Here is a 16545-nt window from a genome sequence, read left to right as displayed (position 1 = left end):
TGTGAAAGATCGAGGTAGAGTTGGCATGGATAATTTGGATAAGAAGTTTTACTTGGTCCGTGAGGATGTTTTGCCAGAAGCGATGAAAAAAACCATTGAAGTGAAAGAAATGCTTGAAAGAGGCAAAGCTGAATCGATTGCGGATGCGGTTTTAAAAGTGGACTTGAGCAGAAGTGCTTTTTATAAATACAGGGATACGGTTTTTCCTTTTTCATCCATACAGAAAGAGAAAATCATCTCCCTCTTCTTTCACTTGGAAGACCGCTCTGGAACATTGTCTAACTTGTTAAGTGTTGTGGCTCGGTCCGGCTGTAATTTGCTGACCATCCATCAAACGATACCGCTTCAGGGCAGGGCCAATGTGACATTGTCATTAAATACTTCGAATATTACAACTAAATTAGATGATTTCCTTACAGAACTAAGAAAACTTGAATTTGTAGATAAAGTGGAAGTGCTGGGGACAGGGGTGTAGCGGACGAGGTCTGGTTAGCTCCTGCTCTTTGGCCTTCCTTTTTAAAAATACAGGGGAGTGTAGAAAGTCATGAAGGTTGGTTATTTAGGACCCAAAGCAACATTTACAGAATTAGCAGTAAGTAAGGTTTTTCAAGGGCTTGAATATGAGCCATATCGGACGATTCCGGAAAGTATTGATGCCCTTGCTGCGAAAGAAGTGGATCTGGCCGTTGTTCCGGTTGAAAATGCCCTTGAAGGTTCCGTAAACATTACACTAGATTATTTAACACATGTTGTTGATATTCCCATTGTCGGTGAAATTACCCTGCCAATCAAACAGCATTTGATGGTTCATCCTGAAAATCAGAATAAGTGGCGGGAAGTTTCCAAGGTATACAGTCATTCCCATGCAATCGCACAGTGCCATAAATTTTTACATACCCATTTTAAAGGTGTACCCATTGAAAGTGTCTCATCAACAGCAGCAGCGGCTAAGATGGTGATGGAAGAGCCCGGAATGAATGCAGCTGCGATTGCGAATGAACTTGCAGCAAAAGAATATGGACTGGCGATTGTCCAAAAGAGTATCCATGATTTTGATTTTAACCATACCAGCTTTTTCGTATTATCCGAGCAGGGCTTAGATTTTGAGGAAATCAGCAGTTCCTCCCATTATAAAACGACCCTAATGGTTACACTGCCATCTGATCAGGCGGGGGCATTGCATCAGGTATTGTCGGCGTTTGCCTGGAGAAAATTGAATCTTTCCAAAATTGAATCAAGACCAATGAAAACGGGGATAGGCAATTACTTCTTTATCATTGATCTTGAAATGAAACTTGACGATGTGTTGATTCCAGGCGCCATTGCCGAGCTTGAAGCCCTTGGCTGTGGCGTTAAAGTCTTAGGAAGCTATCCATCTGTAGTGGTAAATCTCGATTAAAAAATAGAGACCCGTGCTTTTCTGCGCGGGTCTCTTGCGTTTTATTCTATGATGAATCCTTCTGCCTTTAAGGCTTGTTCCGCTTGGTCTAAAACTTGCGAACTTGAAGCAGAAATCGTATGAAGGTGGAAGCCGCCCGTTAGTTCAGATAATAGGGATGCCTTCGAGTTTTTTATATTTTCCATGAATTGCTTCACTTCACGGCGGTTGGATACCATGATGGAAGCCGTTAAATCACCGTAAACGGAGTGCTCAATTTTTACATCTTTGACAAGCACACCATGGTCAACAAGTAAATTCAATTCTTTCTCGGTATCTCCCGGCGAATGCTTGCAGGCGATGGTTCTTTCAAAGACTTGAGCCCCAGTGTTGGTTTTTAAATAAATATAGCCTTGGCTTGTGGCGATAATCGGTTCATTTTTCGCTTTGAGAAGGGTCATATCCCCAACAATTACTTGTCTGCTTACATTGGTTTTAGCTGCTAGTTCACTGCCTGTGAGCGGTTCAGAGCTGTCTTTCAGCTGTCGGAGAATGTACGACCTTCTTTCCTCTCCCAAAATTTTCTTTTGTTCAGCCATAATAGCTCTCCTTTAAATTTAATCTATCTACTTATTCTAGCACAGTTCGATTCTTTCTATCACGGAAGCCGTTTAAATGATTTAACAATCCTGACCATCGTTTCCCCAAGCTTTACCACTTCATCTAGTGTGGACGTCGAACCGAATGAGATTCGGATAAATTCCTTGGCTGCGTCTTTTTCTAACCCAAGTGCGTCGGTTACCTTTGCGGGGGCTTGCATCCCGATTTGGCAGGCACTTCCCGTTGAGATCGCAAATCCCTGCCGGTTACATTCGAGCATCATCCATTGACCCTCGATACCAGTAAACCGCAGCCCAATAATATTGGCTAGCTGGCGGTCATGAAGAGCTTGATAAATCTCGACAGATTCTCTTACCGGCTTTAGAGTTTCGATTAATGTATTTCGCAGCAATTGAAATTTAGTTTGCTCCTCTTCCAGTTGTCCGAGAATTTTCTTGGCTGCTGCTGTCATGGCAGTGATCGCCGGAAGATTGACTGTGCCGGGGCGAAAGCCGCTTTCATGAGTACCCCCTGGAAAAAATGGCTCCCAAGCAAGGTTTGGATTCAGATAAACTCCGCCAATCCCTTTTGGCCCATAGATTTTGTGCCCTGAAAAAGAAAAGCTGCTAACTAATGGCGTGATGTTTTTTACATTTATTTTTCCAAAGGACTGAACAAAGTCGCTGTGGAGATGAATATTGTTTGTACGGGCTATTCTCGCCATTTCCTCGATAGGCTGAATCGTTCCAATTTCCGAATTCACATGCTGCACTATCATTAAAATCGTATCCTGTCTAATCGAACTCAGGACGAGGTCAACGTTAAGCAATCCATTTGAATCAAATGGTATGAGGGTGACCTCGTAGCCATCCTGTTTGAGCCGATTTAACACACCATGGACAGAGGAATGTTCGGCCATGCCTGCAATAATATGTTTGCCAGCCTTTAATGGAGCAGACAAAAGGGCCTCGATTGCTAAGAAGTTTCCTTCCGAGCCGCCGCTTGTAAAATATAAGCCTTTTTTATCAATACCAAGCATATTGGCTAATTCTTCACGGCAATTTTCCAGTAATTGTTGAGCCTGTCCGCCGATATCATGCAGACTTTGGGTGTTTCCAAAGTATTCAGTTGCCACTTTTACATAAACCTCAGCCGCATCCTGATCCAGTGGTGTTGTCGCAGCAAAATCAAAATATATCATCCTATTTCTCCAATAATCTATTTTTTTGGTACTTGTTTTTAGTTTAATTCTGTGTAAATATATATGTCAAGACACCTGTTAATGTCAGGAGGTTTATCCATGACAAATGATGATGTAGTAATTATTGGTAGTGGAATTGCCGCGTTACAGCTGGCTGTTCAATTAAATAATCATTTAAATGTGAGAATACTCACAAAGGGGAAAGTACGAACAGCAAACTCCTATCTTGCCCAAGGCGGCATTGCTGCCGCTATAGGCGTAAATGACCATCCATCCAAGCATATCGGGGATACGCTTGAGGCGGGAAGATTTCATAATAATCTCGATACCGTCCGGGAAATCATTACTGCAGCTCCGTCCCTGATCCGAAACCTGTCACAGCAGGGGGATGTGTTTGATAGGGATTCGAACGGAGAGTTATTTTTAGGGATGGAAGGCGCCCATAGCGAGCATAGAATTGTCCATGGCGGCGGTGATGCGACAGGTAAAAACGTCATAGAACATTTAATCGGCAGGCTCCCAGAAAATGTAACGGTTGAAGAGGATGTTTTTGCTTACGAATTGTTATTAAATGCCGACAAAACCCGCTGTATTGGCGTTAAGGTGAAACAAACGGATGGTGTAATCCAAAGATTTTATGGAAGCCATATTATTATTGCTGCCGGAGGCTGCGGGCAATTGTTTACCTACACCTCAAACGCAGAAACGGTGTGTGGGGACGGCATCGCGATGGCCTACTTAGCTGGAGCGGAAATCGTTGATATGGAATTTATTCAATTTCATCCGACCCTTTTGTCTATTAACGGTCAAACAAAAGGATTAATTTCTGAAGCTGTAAGAGGGGACGGGGCGATCCTTGTGACAGAAGATGGAACCCCAATTATGGAAGGGATTCATCCGATGAAGGACCTGGCGCCAAGGCATGTGGTATCCCAGAGAATCTATGAATTTCTTAAAAAAGGAAAACAAGTATATTTAGATATTCGCAGCATCAAAGAATTTAGCAAAAGATTTCCTACGATTACGGCGATTTGTGAAGAAAATGGAATTTGTTTAGCCGACGGGAAAATCCCGGTAGCCCCGGGCAGTCATTTTTTAATGGGCGGAATTAAAACGGATTTAGCAGGCAGGTCTTCCATTAGAGGGTTATATGCGATCGGCGAGGCAGCTTGTACGGGTTTACATGGTGCCAACCGCTTGGCAAGCAACTCTTTATTAGAGGGGCTTTATCAAGGAAACCAACTAGCAAAATGGATTAATGGCACGAGAACAGAACATCAAGAATTAGACTTTAGTCATTCATTTCAACCTGTTTTTTCCGAGCAGGCGGACTTGCCGGATATTTTGCAAATCAAGGATTCCATGATGGAACAGGTCGGTATTGTCAGAAATGGAGCCAATTTGAAAAAGCAGCAAGCCTGGCTCGCCCAATTTAATGTTGATGACATCCGCTTAGATACATGTTCTACAGCAGACTTAACAAAGATTTTTATGGTGATTACCGCAAGTCTGATAACAAAAGCGGCTTTACAAAGGACAGAGAGCCGCGGCGGTCACTATCGAAGTGACTTTCCGATAGAAGACAATCAGCATTGGTTACGTAAATCAATTATTCATAAAAAGGATCGGGGATTGGAGAAAAACAATGAACTCATTAAAACTGCGCTCGCAACTTGAGGAATTTTTTATCGAAGACATTGGGGAACAGGATTTAACTACTGATTATATTTTTTCGGATGAAACCGAAGGGAAAATTGTTTTCCTTGCAAAGGATGAGGGAGTCTTTTGCGGGGAGGAAGTAATCAGGACTGGTTTTCACCTTTTAAATCATGAGATTGTGGTTGAGCTTTTTGTAAGGGATGGTCAAGCGATTGCTAAGGGTCAGGAGCTGGCCCATGTCTCAGGCAAAATCTCGGATTTATTAAAAGGAGAGCGGGTGGTCCTTAATCTTCTTCAAAGGATGAGCGGCATCGCCACCTTAACGCAGAAGACGGTGCATACGCTGGACAGCGGTCATACAAAGGTATGTGATACACGGAAAACGACGCCAGGTTTAAGAATGCTTGAGAAATATGCGGTCCGCTGCGGAGGAGGTTTTAATCACCGCTTTGGTTTGTATGATGGGGTCATGATTAAGGATAACCATATCTCGTTTGCCGGCTCCATTTCAAAGGCAGTGGAAGCGGTCCGAAAAAAAGCGGGTCATATGGTAAAAGTTGAGGTTGAGGTCGAAACGGAAGTACAGGTGCTAGAAGCCGTTCAAGCTGGTGCGGATGTGATTATGTTTGATAACCGTACACCTGATGAAATTAAGGAATTTATTAAACTGGTTCCGGCTGGTATTATTACCGAGGCTTCCGGCGGGATCCAATTATCGAACATCGCTGACTATCGAGATACAGGAGTAGATTATATTTCACTTGGGTATCTGACCCATTCCTATAAAGCACTGGATATTAGTGTAAAAGTGTTATGGACGAAAGGTGATGAGTAGAATGAGCTTTTTAGAGACGTTACAAAAGAATATGATTCCTGAAAAATATAAGCAAATGACACGTGAAGAACTTGAAAGCCGTGTCATCGAGAAAAAAAAACAGTTGGGCTCACGGCTCTTTATTCCGGGCCATCATTATCAAAAAGATGAAGTGATTCAGTTTGCCGATGCTACTGGTGATTCGTTAAAGTTAGCACAATTATCGGCTGAAAATACCGAAGCCGAGTTTATTATCTTTTGCGGTGTTCACTTTATGGCAGAGACTGCCGACATTCTAACGAATGACAATCAAAAGGTGTTTCTGCCTGATATGCGTGCCGGTTGTTCGATGGCGGATATGGCTGATATACAGCAAACAGAACGAGCTTGGGAAAAGCTTCAAGAACTTTTTGGTGACACGATCCTTCCATTAACATATGTCAACTCTACAGCTGCGATTAAGGCGTTTGTCGGGGATCATGGCGGAGCAACCGTTACATCCTCTAATGCAGAAACAATGGTGAAATGGGCTTTGGACTTAAAAGAGCGAATTTTATTTTTACCTGATCAGCACTTGGGACGGAATACAGCAGCTGATTTAGGGATTGGCCTAGATGAAATGGCCATTTGGAACCCGATCACAAATGCTCTCGAATTTGAGGGAGAGGTTTCAAACATCCGCGTAATCCTATGGAAGGGTCATTGCTCTGTCCATGAAAACTTTACTGTTCAAAATGTGACCGAAACTCGTAATCTTTACCCAGATATGAAAATTATCGTCCATCCGGAATGCCGTCGTGAAGTGGTGGAATTAGCGGATATGGCGGGTTCAACAAGCTATATTATTAATGCGATCGAAAACGCTGAGCCGGGGTCATCCTGGGCGATTGGAACGGAAATGAACCTTGTGAACAGGATTATTAATGAACATCCGGATAAACAGATTATTTCATTAAATCCGCATATGTGTCCGTGCTTAACCATGAATCGAATTGATTTGCCGCATTTGGTTTGGAGTTTGGAGACATTAGAAGAAACCAATAATATAATTAAAGTTAGTCCAGAAATGGCCGAAAAAGCAAAATTAGCGCTAGAACGGATGCTGAAAAATTCATAAACAGCTTTAAATGGATGCAATGAAGTTAAGTTGCATCCATTTTTTTATGTTAATTTTAAAATTTGCAATTTTATCGGCGTAATTTTTTACTTTTTCAGCGAAAATAGAGATTTATCAGCGAAAATGGAAATATATCAGCGGATTTTTAATTTTATCAGCGATACGTAAAAACCGCCTTTCTTTGGGAACAGATTCATATTTTGTTAGTTAGAAGCATAGATTTTTTTGAAGAAGGTTAGCACTTTGCCCATTTTGACATACACTATATGGACTTATGCCATAGGAGGGAAATCAGAGTGAAGATCCATATCGTACAGAAAGGGGATACTCTTTGGAAGATCGCCAAGAAGTACGGCGTGAATTTTGAAGAGCTGAAAAAGATGAATTCACAGCTCAGCAACCCTGATATGATGATGCCCGGAATGAAAATTAAAGTTCCAACTACAGGTGGATCCATAAAAAAAGAAGCACCGATGGGAACAAAACCGGAAACTTCGTTAGGAGCCAAAAAGGAAATGCCAATTGCTGAGCATCCGTTTGCCAAAGAGAAACCAGTACCGCTGCCAGCCAAAGAAGTACCGATAGCGAAAGAACAACCGATCGTAAAGGAACAGCCGATAATAAAAGAGCAGCCAATTAAGGAACAACCAATTGTAAAAGAACAACCAATCAAAGAACAGCCGATTATCAAAGAAGCACCAAAAGCACCCTATACTCCAAAAATGCCTCTGCAAATCATCCCAGAAATCGACATTAACAATTATTACATGACCAACATGACAAATATGACCGTTCAGCCACAACTTCCACCAAAACCTGCTAATATACTCCCAGAGGTCAAAGAAGTACCAAAGAAAGAGATACCAGTTCCACCTCCTGCAAAGGAGATGCCTATAAAGGAGATGCCTATAAAGGAAATGCCTATAAAGGAGATGCCTGTACAGGAAATGCCTGTTCAGTCACCGCCGCCACCGCCGCCGCAAGATTATTGTGTGCCGATTACTCCTGTTATGCCAGGTCCGGGTTTCTGCCCGCCGCCTTTTGGAGGAATCCCAATCCAGCCATTTATGCCGCCAATGCAGGGAGCCGCTTTTGCACCGCAGCCTGACATGATTCATGGGATTCCGGGATCCGCACCTTCTTTTGCGGGGCCTTCCGTTATGCCAGGGCAGTTTTATCATGATGAATCGTCATCCTTTATGCCGCAAATGCCGCTTATGAATCCGGCTTACGCTCCAGGATCTGTCATGGGAGTGCAGCAAAATCCAGGATTTCAACAAGCGCCAACCGATCCGGCTATGTATGGCCAAATGCCGATGGGATACGGAGGAATGCCAGCGGGTCCAGGCCAGATGCCGATGAGTTATGGAGAGATGCCGGCAGGTCCAGGCCAGATGCCGATGGGATACGGAGGAATGCCGGCAGGCACAGGTCAGATGCCGATGGGATACGGAGGAATGCCAGCGGGTACTGGACAAATGCCAATGGAATACGGAGGAATGCCAGCGGGCACAGGTCAGATGCCGCCAATGGGATATGGAGGAATGCCGACAGGCACCGCAGGCCAGATGCCAATGGGATACGGAGGAATGCCAGCAGGCCCAGAACAAATGCCGATGGGATACGGAGGAGCACCGGCAAACCCAGGGCAGATGCCAATGGGATATGGAGGAATGCCAGCGGGCCCAGAACAAATGCCGATGGGATACGGAGGAACGCCGGCAAACCCAGGGCAGATGCCAATGGGATATGGAGGAATGCCAGCAGCAGGCCCAGGCCAAATGCCAATGGGTTATGGTGAGATGCCAGGAGGAAGTCCCGTCGATCCGATGGCAGGGGCAGGATATCCGGGTGCCTACCAAGGCGGCATGATGCAAGGATCACCAGGTATGCCTGGAACAACGTATGGTAACCCGGGGATGGTTAGTCCTTATGGAACAGGAATGACACCTTACGGTTATCCGCAAATGGGCGGCCCAGGACCTCAAGGAATGGGAATGCATGATTTTGAATCTTCCGACCTTCACACAGGCCAAATGCCATTTATGCCATCAGCACCAGCACAAGCAATTCCAACAGTGAGTGGCGGTGACTGTGGATGCGGCGGTGGAGCGCAGCCCGCCGGAATAGCGCCATCCAGCTTTGTACCTCCAACACCGCCTATTTACAGCGCCCCATATGCAGGACCGTATAATGCCGCACAGCCGCCTTATATGAATCCTTACGGTATGGGACCAGCTGGAACAAATCCTTACGGTATGCCAGGTTACCGTGATGAGAGCAATTAATTCACCTGGCAGCCAAAAAGGAGACGATGATTATTTAAATCGTCTCCTCTCTTATTTTCAGGTCCAGTTCCATGAAAAAGTGATTCAGCTCGTTCCTGTTCGGAAGTCTGTTTATTTACTAAAAACCGATAGGAATAGGTATATTCTGAAAGGATTTTCTTCAAATAACCGGTTGAAACTGCAAGAGGCGTTTACGGCCACATTAAGAACAGAAGGATTTTTTAAAACCTATCTGTTTTTAACACATCCCATCAAAGATCAGCTTTTCTTTGAGGATACCTACTTCGGATGTATTGAATATATCCCGCCGCATAAAACAGGCTTTTCCTATCAAACCCCGCACAACCGGCAAGAGGGACTTGAGTTATTAAAGGAATTTCATGATACCACTGCTTCATTTGAAAGCCGGTATAGAACCTTGCTTTCTAAAGGTCAATTATTGGAAAAATGGACAGAAAGACTTCATATATTTACACGCAATCTTTCTTATATTAAATACTTTATTGATGAGTCCATCATTTCAGATATGATTTCATGGGCCAAATGGTCCCTTGCAGGTATGGTGAAAAATGAACGGTTTTTTAAAAAGGAACCAGCAGTCATTCTCCATGGTGATGTTGCCCATCATAATTTTTTGCGCGATCGAAATGGGCAGCTGAACATTATTGATTTTGATTTAATTAGTATTGGCCCGCCATCCTATGATTATTTACAATATGCCAATCGAATCCTTCCCAATTTAGATTGGTCGCTGGGGAAATTGGGAGGTTTGAAACAAATAGGAAGATATTTAGATGAAGAAGCATTTTTGTATGCGTTAGCCTTTCCAGCAGATATTTTTCGGGAATGGAATCGGCTGATTAGGGAAAAATCCTATAACGACCAGGCGAAAATCAGGCAGGTTATCGATTTAACCATTAATCAGTTTTACCTGAGAAAAAAATTTATTAGTCAATTACAGGAAAAAGTGAAATGATTTTATCAGAATGAATTCCAACCAAAGATAACACCCTATAAATGAGCATGATTCTATGTTCAGATTGTTTTCTAGGGGGTTTATCAATTGCAGCAAAAACAGTGGATGATTCCTCTTTCCCTTTCCTTGTTATTAGGTGTAACCGGATGTGCCAATAATAATGAGGGTAAAGGGAGTAATAATGTTGCTCGGCCGCTTGGCTATTATTCCAATGAAAATCACCCCAATAACGATTATGAGTTATTAAGGGATAATGATGGAGCCATGACAGAAATCATGGACCATAATCTTGGAGTAGAAGACCAAGTCATTGATGAAAATACCAGAAAGCAGATGCAAACTAGAGACGAGAACGGGAATCCCCAAAACCCAACCGTCCCTAGGGCAAAAACCGACCGGAACTTCTTCCAGCGGGATAATCGTTTTAGTACAAGTGATTTGAATTATCATGGTCACTTAAGTACAAAAAATGGGAAAAATGGTGTTGTAACAAATCCTGATTTTCAAGATCGTGTGACGGCGAAGATTAAAGATAAAGTAGAAAATATTGAAAATGTAAGAAATGTAAGATCGGTTGCTTATGGAAATACAGTAATTGTTTCCGTTTCCTTACATGACAAGGATCAGGCATCCGAAACCAAACGGGCGATTAAAAGTGCAGTTAAGCCATACGCCGATGGAAAAACTGTACAGGTGCTCGTGGATGAAGGAACTATGGGCCGCGACAAAAATATTCATAATGATTTCCAGCGGGAGAAGGGCGGCAACTGACCATCCCCCGCTAAAGAGGCAAGCACTTGTGCTTGCCTCTTTCATTTTTCAAAGGATAAAAAGGCAAATAAAGGCTAAACTAGTACTGTAAAGATTAGTCAATTAAAACAGTAAGAGGTGAGTGACATGAGGGTCATAAACATAGCAATATATCGGTATACCATCGCCGCATTTGCTGTTATTCTCTTCATGTTTTTCGGCAGTATTTCTGGGTTAATAACAACAAGCTCGGCTGCGCAGCAAGATAGTCAAAAAGTAGAGCCATTACACTTAACCGTTATTTTAGAAAGAGTCTATCTTGATGGAGAAGTAAGTCAGGAATTGGTGCACGAGACCTGTTGGAACATGGAGAACTTTTGGGCCAAATATGACCAATGGCAGCTTACCGACACCAATAAGTCAACATACGTCTTCCGAAAACAAGTGGATGATATTTCTCCATTATTAAAAGCTAATGGATTTTTCGGTGTAACAGACCAGGGCGTTTTGACCATCTTTAATGGCAGGCCAGGACAATCACGTATCATCCAGTCTTTTTTTCAAATAGATATCAAGAAACTTGAGAGTAAAAAACAAGAAGAATTAATCCAGGGCATCCCCATTAAATCCAAGGATCACTATGTTGAGGTTTTAGAGACATTTGAACCTTACTCGGTAAAAAAAGAATAGTTAAGCAAATTCAGACTGATTGAGACATATCAGCCTGTTTTTTTATGTTTAGCCTGAATTATTAGACTTTTCCCCAAAAGGCGATTTCCTTCAATAACTTTCTGGACTTATGTTAAAATGAAAGGCAGCCTATTTTAAACAGAACAAACCTTTGAACTCTATCTGGGGAGAGAATACGATTGTATGAATTTATAAAAGGGACGGTCGACTTCGTCGGACCAGAATATATTGTGATCGAAAATAATGGGATCGGTTACCAAATCTCCACACCCAATCCGTTTATTTTTGCTGGAAAAATGGAATCATTGATAACAGTATACACTTACCATTATGTCCGCGAAGATATCATCGCCTTATACGGTTTTGAAACGAGAGAAGAAAAAAGATTATTTACCAAACTATTAAATGTCTCGGGGATTGGCCCTAAAGGAGCTTTAGCCATTTTAGCTTCGGGTGAAGTTCAGCAAGTGGTCAATGCGATTGAAAATGAGGATGAAAGCTTTCTTGTCAAATTCCCTGGTGTCGGTAAAAAGACAGCCCGGCAAATGATTCTTGACCTGAAAGGGAAATTGCAGGATATTGTTCCAGATTACTTCCCTAACCTTTTCAATTCCGAAACCTTCCCGCTTCAGGAGAAGGCAGTCAATTCGGCCTTCGAAGAAGCCATCCTTGCCTTGAAAGCTCTTGGCTATTCAGATAAAGAAATTAAAAAGATTTCGCCTGACTTACAAAAAGAACAGCTTTCAACCGATCAATATATTAAAAAAGCCCTTCAGCGGCTTTTGAAATAGGTGATAATTCATGGAAGAGCGGATCATATCTGGTGAAGTGACTGAAAGCGAGATTAATATTGAACAAAGCCTGCGTCCACAAACCCTAAAACAATATATTGGGCAAACGCAGGTAAAAGAAAATTTGGAGATATTTATTAAGGCGGCAAAGCTGCGCAAGGAAACGCTTGATCATGTTCTCCTCTATGGTCCTCCTGGATTAGGGAAGACCACCCTTGCTGTCATTATTGCCAATGAAATGGGGGTTAATATTAGGACCACCTCAGGACCTGCCATCGAAAGGCCAGGGGATTTAGCAGCTATTTTAACCTCGCTTGAACCGGGTGATGTCTTATTTATTGACGAAATACACAGGCTTCCAAGGTCGATTGAAGAAGTCCTTTATCCCGCAATGGAGGATTTTTGTCTCGATATTGTCATTGGCAAGGGACCAAGCGCCAGGTCAGTCCGGCTTGATCTTCCTCCGTTTACCCTTGTTGGTGCGACAACCCGGGCAGGCTCTTTATCCGCTCCGCTAAGAGACCGATTTGGAGTTTTGTCGAGGCTCGAGTATTATAAAGAAGATCAGTTGAAAAATATTGTGATAAGAACGGCTGATTTGTTTGACACGGAGATTGATGAGCCTTCTGCTGCTGAAATTGCCAGAAGAGCAAGGGGGACCCCGAGGATTGCCAACCGGCTTCTTCGCAGGGTGAGGGATTTTGCTCAAGTGAAAGGAAATGGTACAATTGACCTGCCTCTCGCTAGAGAAGCATTGGAATTGCTTCAGGTTGACCGCCTTGGTTTAGATCATATTGATCATAAACTTCTTAAAGGGATTATTGAAAAATTCCGTGGCGGACCGGTCGGGCTTGATACGATTGCAGCCTCGATTGGGGAAGAGGCTGAAACGATTGAAGATGTTTATGAACCATACCTCCTTCAAATTGGTTTTTTACAGCGAACACCAAGGGGAAGGGTCGTAACTGGTGCAGTATATCACCATTTTGGTATAGAGGTGCCGAGGGAATAAACTTAAGTTTTACCTTTTTGGAAGATTTAATAGAAATAAGGTGTGTTAAATATGAAAGTAGATTTATTTGATTTTCATTTACCTGAGGAATTAATTGCCCAGGTTCCTTTAAAAAACCGAACCGACAGCCGGTTGATGGTTTTGAACAAACAAACTGGTGAAATTAACCATGAAGTGTTTAAAAATATCACTGAATATTTTCGTGAAGGGGACTGCCTTGTCTTAAATGACACAAAGGTATTACCTGCACGTCTTTTTGGTGTGAAAACCGATACAGGTGCAAAGATTGAAGTTTTACTGTTAAAACAACTAGAAGGTGATCAGTGGGAAACACTGGTGAAACCGGCAAAACGAGTGAAAAAAGGGACAGAAATCGTCTTTGGTGATGGACTGCTTACAGCTGTTTGCATGGAGGAGTCAGACCATGGCGGAAGAGTATTAGAGTTTAAGTACACCGGAATATTTTATGAAGTGCTTGATGCTCTGGGTGAAATGCCGCTTCCTCCCTACATTAAAGAGCAGCTGGAAGACCGTGACCGATATCAAACCGTTTATGCCCGCGAACCAGGATCTGCCGCTGCACCAACAGCAGGCCTGCATTTCACTGAAGCCCTATTGGATCAAATAAGAGCAAAAGGGGTACATATTGCATTTATCACGCTTCATGTCGGTCTTGGTACGTTCCGTCCTGTCAGTGTCGACGATGTATTGGAGCATGATATGCATGCTGAATTATATATGATGACAGAGGGAACGGCCCAATTGCTTAACGAGGTAAGAGAAAATGGCGGCAGAATCATTACTGTCGGAACCACCTCTACAAGAACATTAGAGACTATTGCATCAGCAAATAACGGACAGTTTAGGGCTGGAAGCGGCTGGACAAGTATTTTTATTTATCCTGGTTATGAATTTAAGGGGATTGATGGAATGATTACAAATTTCCACCTGCCTAAATCAACTTTGATCATGCTTGTCAGTGCCTTGGCCGGAAGAGAAAATATTTTACATGCCTACAATACGGCCGTTGCCGAACGTTACCGCTTTTTCAGTTTTGGTGATGCCATGCTGATTCTCTGATGTCCAGCTCCAGGCGCCATCGGCTCGAGGTCACAAGTCAATCCGTCCAAAAGGTTAAAGAACAACCTTTCGGCCGGCTCGTCTTGTGCTTGTCGCCGATAGACGGGCGCCTTACGCTTTTCTTATAGGAAGGAGACAACAATTTGACAGCTATTCGCTATGAATTAATTAAAACATGTAAACAGACAGGAGCAAGGCTTGGGAGGGTCCACACTCCGCATGGATCGTTTGACACACCTGCCTTTATGCCGGTAGGCACCCTTGCAACTGTAAAAACGATGTCACCTGAAGATTTAAAAGAAATGGGTGCCGGGATTATTTTAAGTAATACCTATCACTTATGGCTAAGACCGGGTCATGAAATTATTAAAGAGGCTGGCGGCCTTCATAAATTCATGAATTGGGACCGGGCCATTTTAACAGACTCAGGCGGTTTTCAGGTATTCAGTTTAAGTGAATTCCGGAAAATTGAGGAAGAGGGAGTTCATTTCCGCAATCATATGAGTGGTGAAAAGTTATTTTTATCACCGGAAAAGGCAATGGAAATTCAGAATGCACTTGGTTCTGATATTATGATGGCCTTTGATGAATGTCCGCCATTTCCTGCCACTTTTGAATATATGAAGAAATCTGTTGAGCGGACGTCAAGATGGGCAGAGCGCTGTTTAAATGCTCACCAGCGTCCGCAAGATCAAGGGTTATTTGGGATTGTCCAAGGCGGCGAATATGAAGAACTCCGCAGGCAAAGTGCAAACGACCTTGTTTCGCTTGACTTCCCTGGTTACGCTGTAGGCGGGTTATCAGTCGGAGAGCCTAAGGATGTGATGAACCGGGTCCTTGAATTTACCACACCGATGCTGCCGTCAAATAAACCACGGTATTTAATGGGTGTCGGCTCGCCGGATTCCCTTATTGATGGTGCGATTCGCGGGATTGATATGTTTGATTGTGTATTGCCGACACGTATCGCTCGAAATGGTACATTAATGACAAGCAGCGGCCGCCTTGTGGTAAAAAATGCCCAGTATGCCCGCGATTTTGGACCACTTGATCCAGAATGCGATTGCTATACATGCCGAAACTACTCGAGAGCTTATATTCGTCACTTAATTAAATGTGATGAAACGTTTGGAATTCGTTTAACGTCTTACCATAATCTCTATTTTCTGTTAAGATTAATGGAGAAGGTCAGACAAGCCATTATGGAAGACAGGCTTGGAGATTTCCGTGAAGAGTTTTTTGAACGTTACGGTTTTAATAAACCGAACGCGAAAAATTTCTAATAGCTATTTTTGAAAGGAGGGAAACAAGATGTCAGGTGGTATTGGAACAATCATTCCATTAATTTTAATGTTTGTGTTATTTTATTTCCTATTAATCCGTCCGCAGCAAAAACGCCAAAAGTCAGTTGCGAACATGCAAGGCTCATTGAAAAAAGGGGATAAAATCGTCACGATTGGTGGTCTCCATGGCTTTATTGATTCAATTGATGAAAATAAAGTAGTGATTAAATGTGGCGACGGAAGCCGTCTTACATATGACCGTAATGCGATCCGTGAGGTAACAGAATCCGCGGCTGGTACGGCTGAAGGAAGCGTAAACCTTTCTAAATAATGAATGAAAAAAGGAAGCCATATTTTGAAATGGCTTCCTTTTCATTTAAGCAGATCTGTGTGAGTGATTGGAGGAGATATTTACTCCCAATATTCCACCCATCATTGCGATTAATGTATAGCAGGTGTGATAGATGACTTGTTCCGCGTCAAACAAGCGGTCATAGCCAAGGTATTGAAATAAAAAAACAACAACTGAATAAATAAGCCCTGTTAATCCTCCAATGAGCCAGCCCTTTTCTTTCCGCTTGCCTCCAGAGAGAAATCCGCCGCCAAACAGTCCGATGAAAGATAAGGCTGTTATCACATATTGAAGTGATCCTTCTCGAACGGATGTAAACCGAAGGATAGACGCAAAAATAATACTGGAAATCATAACAAAGGCTAAAATAAAAATTAATCCATACAATATGGATATCCCAAAGCTTTTCGATTCGATTTTAACTCTCCCCCTTTATTCCAAGACCACACCGTCCTCTTTTTCTTAGCCGGCAAGGTCCTGAACAGTTATTCTTCCTAGTACAAGCGTATTCACGCAAAGTACAAAGTAGAATCGATATTTCCTCCTCTCACCTT

At 42.8% G+C, this 16545-nt stretch carries 16 protein-coding genes and 1 pseudogene; 14 read left to right on the top strand and 3 right to left on the bottom strand.

The annotated features are described in order from the left end of the window. The first annotated feature begins 25 nt into the window (after positions 1 to 25). Both GXK58_RS09265 and pheA read left to right on the top strand, forming a co-directional pair. Positions 26 to 475 carry an ACT domain-containing protein gene (locus GXK58_RS09265; protein WP_160721953.1) on the top strand — a complete coding sequence of 150 codons (450 nt, stop codon included), beginning with the start codon at positions 26 to 28 and terminating at the stop codon, positions 473 to 475. 69 nt (positions 476 to 544) lie between these two features. Continuing rightward, complete coding sequence (gene pheA, locus GXK58_RS09260; RefSeq protein ID WP_160721951.1) at positions 545 to 1399, top strand: prephenate dehydratase; 855 nt, start codon at positions 545 to 547, stop codon at positions 1397 to 1399. 41 nt (positions 1400 to 1440) lie between these two features. On the opposite strand, the gene GXK58_RS09255 is transcribed toward pheA, so the two are convergent. Then, complete coding sequence (locus GXK58_RS09255) at positions 1441 to 1977, bottom strand: transcription repressor NadR (RefSeq protein ID WP_160721949.1); 537 nt, start codon at positions 1975 to 1977, stop codon at positions 1441 to 1443. A gap of 59 nt (positions 1978 to 2036) precedes the next feature. Next, on the bottom strand, positions 2037 to 3179 hold the full coding sequence (locus GXK58_RS09250; protein ID WP_160721947.1) for an IscS subfamily cysteine desulfurase: 1143 nt from the start codon (positions 3177 to 3179) through the stop codon (positions 2037 to 2039). Positions 3180 to 3278: 99 nt separating this feature from the next. Between GXK58_RS09250 and nadB the strand changes: the two genes are divergently transcribed. The 12 genes and pseudogenes from nadB to yajC all read left to right on the top strand — a co-directional run bounded on the left by nadB (position 3279) and on the right by yajC (position 15970). After that, complete coding sequence (nadB, locus tag GXK58_RS09245; protein ID WP_160721945.1) at positions 3279 to 4856, top strand: L-aspartate oxidase; 1578 nt, start codon at positions 3279 to 3281, stop codon at positions 4854 to 4856. After that, positions 4825 to 5673 carry a carboxylating nicotinate-nucleotide diphosphorylase gene (nadC, locus tag GXK58_RS09240; RefSeq protein ID WP_160721943.1) on the top strand — a complete coding sequence of 283 codons (849 nt, stop codon included), beginning with the start codon at positions 4825 to 4827 and terminating at the stop codon, positions 5671 to 5673. Before nadB ends, nadC begins: the two co-directional genes overlap by 32 nt. 1 nt (position 5674) lies before the next feature. Then, on the top strand, positions 5675 to 6769 hold the full coding sequence (gene nadA / locus GXK58_RS09235; RefSeq protein ID WP_160721941.1) for a quinolinate synthase NadA: 1095 nt from the start codon (positions 5675 to 5677) through the stop codon (positions 6767 to 6769). A 296-nt stretch (positions 6770 to 7065) separates the two neighbouring features. After that, positions 7066 to 7213 (top strand): annotated as a pseudogene (safA, locus tag GXK58_RS27690) (SafA/ExsA family spore coat assembly protein); the annotation flags it as partial. A gap of 1830 nt (positions 7214 to 9043) precedes the next feature. Then, positions 9044 to 10033, top strand: coding sequence for a phosphotransferase (locus tag GXK58_RS09225; protein WP_160721937.1), 990 nt, complete (start codon positions 9044 to 9046; stop codon positions 10031 to 10033). A gap of 87 nt (positions 10034 to 10120) precedes the next feature. Continuing rightward, positions 10121 to 10804, top strand: coding sequence for a YhcN/YlaJ family sporulation lipoprotein (locus tag GXK58_RS09220; protein WP_160721935.1), 684 nt, complete (start codon positions 10121 to 10123; stop codon positions 10802 to 10804). A gap of 126 nt (positions 10805 to 10930) precedes the next feature. After that, the gene (locus GXK58_RS09215; RefSeq protein ID WP_160721933.1) at positions 10931 to 11473 is read left to right on the top strand and encodes an intercompartmental signaling factor BofC; all 543 of its coding nucleotides are present in this window, start codon (positions 10931 to 10933) and stop codon (positions 11471 to 11473) included. A 179-nt stretch (positions 11474 to 11652) separates the two neighbouring features. Continuing rightward, the gene (ruvA, locus tag GXK58_RS09210) at positions 11653 to 12264 is read left to right on the top strand and encodes a Holliday junction branch migration protein RuvA (RefSeq protein ID WP_160721931.1); all 612 of its coding nucleotides are present in this window, start codon (positions 11653 to 11655) and stop codon (positions 12262 to 12264) included. Between the two features lie 10 nt (positions 12265 to 12274). Continuing rightward, positions 12275 to 13276: a Holliday junction branch migration DNA helicase RuvB gene (ruvB, locus tag GXK58_RS09205; protein WP_160721929.1), complete on the top strand. Its 1002-nt coding sequence runs from the start codon at positions 12275 to 12277 to the stop codon at positions 13274 to 13276. A gap of 51 nt (positions 13277 to 13327) precedes the next feature. Beyond that, a complete protein-coding gene (gene queA, locus GXK58_RS09200; RefSeq protein ID WP_160721927.1) occupies positions 13328 to 14356 on the top strand; it encodes a tRNA preQ1(34) S-adenosylmethionine ribosyltransferase-isomerase QueA in 1029 nt (342 codons plus the stop codon). Between the two features lie 143 nt (positions 14357 to 14499). Continuing rightward, positions 14500 to 15639: a tRNA guanosine(34) transglycosylase Tgt gene (gene tgt / locus GXK58_RS09195; RefSeq protein ID WP_160721925.1), complete on the top strand. Its 1140-nt coding sequence runs from the start codon at positions 14500 to 14502 to the stop codon at positions 15637 to 15639. A 28-nt stretch (positions 15640 to 15667) separates the two neighbouring features. Next, positions 15668 to 15970: a preprotein translocase subunit YajC gene (gene yajC, locus GXK58_RS09190; protein ID WP_160721923.1), complete on the top strand. Its 303-nt coding sequence runs from the start codon at positions 15668 to 15670 to the stop codon at positions 15968 to 15970. A 45-nt stretch (positions 15971 to 16015) separates the two neighbouring features. Here the strand turns inward: yajC and GXK58_RS09185 are convergent, their stop codons facing one another. Then, positions 16016 to 16378: a TIGR04086 family membrane protein gene (locus GXK58_RS09185; RefSeq protein ID WP_160721921.1), complete on the bottom strand. Its 363-nt coding sequence runs from the start codon at positions 16376 to 16378 to the stop codon at positions 16016 to 16018. Positions 16379 to 16545: the final 167 nt, after the last annotated feature.

It is taken from the genome of Bacillus sp. USDA818B3_A (assembly GCF_009928415.1).
GTDB lineage: Bacteria > Bacillota > Bacilli > Bacillales > Cytobacillaceae > Neobacillus.
Note: the sequence above shows the minus strand (reverse complement) of the source record. Positions and strands in the feature narration are given on the sequence as shown.

What these genes read in the sequence shown, in the direction of transcription:
- GXK58_RS09250 (WP_160721947.1), bottom strand. Translation starts at nt 3,179, where the DNA reads ATGATATATTTTGATTTTGCTGCGACAACACCACTGGATCAGGATGCG.
- queA (WP_160721927.1), top strand. Translation starts at nt 13,328, where the DNA reads ATGAAAGTAGATTTATTTGATTTTCATTTACCTGAGGAATTAATTGCC.
- GXK58_RS09215 (WP_160721933.1), top strand. Translation starts at nt 10,931, where the DNA reads ATGAGGGTCATAAACATAGCAATATATCGGTATACCATCGCCGCATTT.
- GXK58_RS09255 (WP_160721949.1), bottom strand. Translation starts at nt 1,977, where the DNA reads ATGGCTGAACAAAAGAAAATTTTGGGAGAGGAAAGAAGGTCGTACATT.
- nadB (WP_160721945.1), top strand. Translation starts at nt 3,279, where the DNA reads ATGACAAATGATGATGTAGTAATTATTGGTAGTGGAATTGCCGCGTTA.
- nadC (WP_160721943.1), top strand. Translation starts at nt 4,825, where the DNA reads ATGAACTCATTAAAACTGCGCTCGCAACTTGAGGAATTTTTTATCGAA.
- yajC (WP_160721923.1), top strand. Translation starts at nt 15,668, where the DNA reads ATGTCAGGTGGTATTGGAACAATCATTCCATTAATTTTAATGTTTGTG.
- nadA (WP_160721941.1), top strand. Translation starts at nt 5,675, where the DNA reads ATGAGCTTTTTAGAGACGTTACAAAAGAATATGATTCCTGAAAAATAT.
- GXK58_RS09225 (WP_160721937.1), top strand. Translation starts at nt 9,044, where the DNA reads ATGAGAGCAATTAATTCACCTGGCAGCCAAAAAGGAGACGATGATTAT.
- GXK58_RS09265 (WP_160721953.1), top strand. Translation starts at nt 26, where the DNA reads ATGGATAATTTGGATAAGAAGTTTTACTTGGTCCGTGAGGATGTTTTG.
- pheA (WP_160721951.1), top strand. Translation starts at nt 545, where the DNA reads ATGAAGGTTGGTTATTTAGGACCCAAAGCAACATTTACAGAATTAGCA.
- ruvB (WP_160721929.1), top strand. Translation starts at nt 12,275, where the DNA reads ATGGAAGAGCGGATCATATCTGGTGAAGTGACTGAAAGCGAGATTAAT.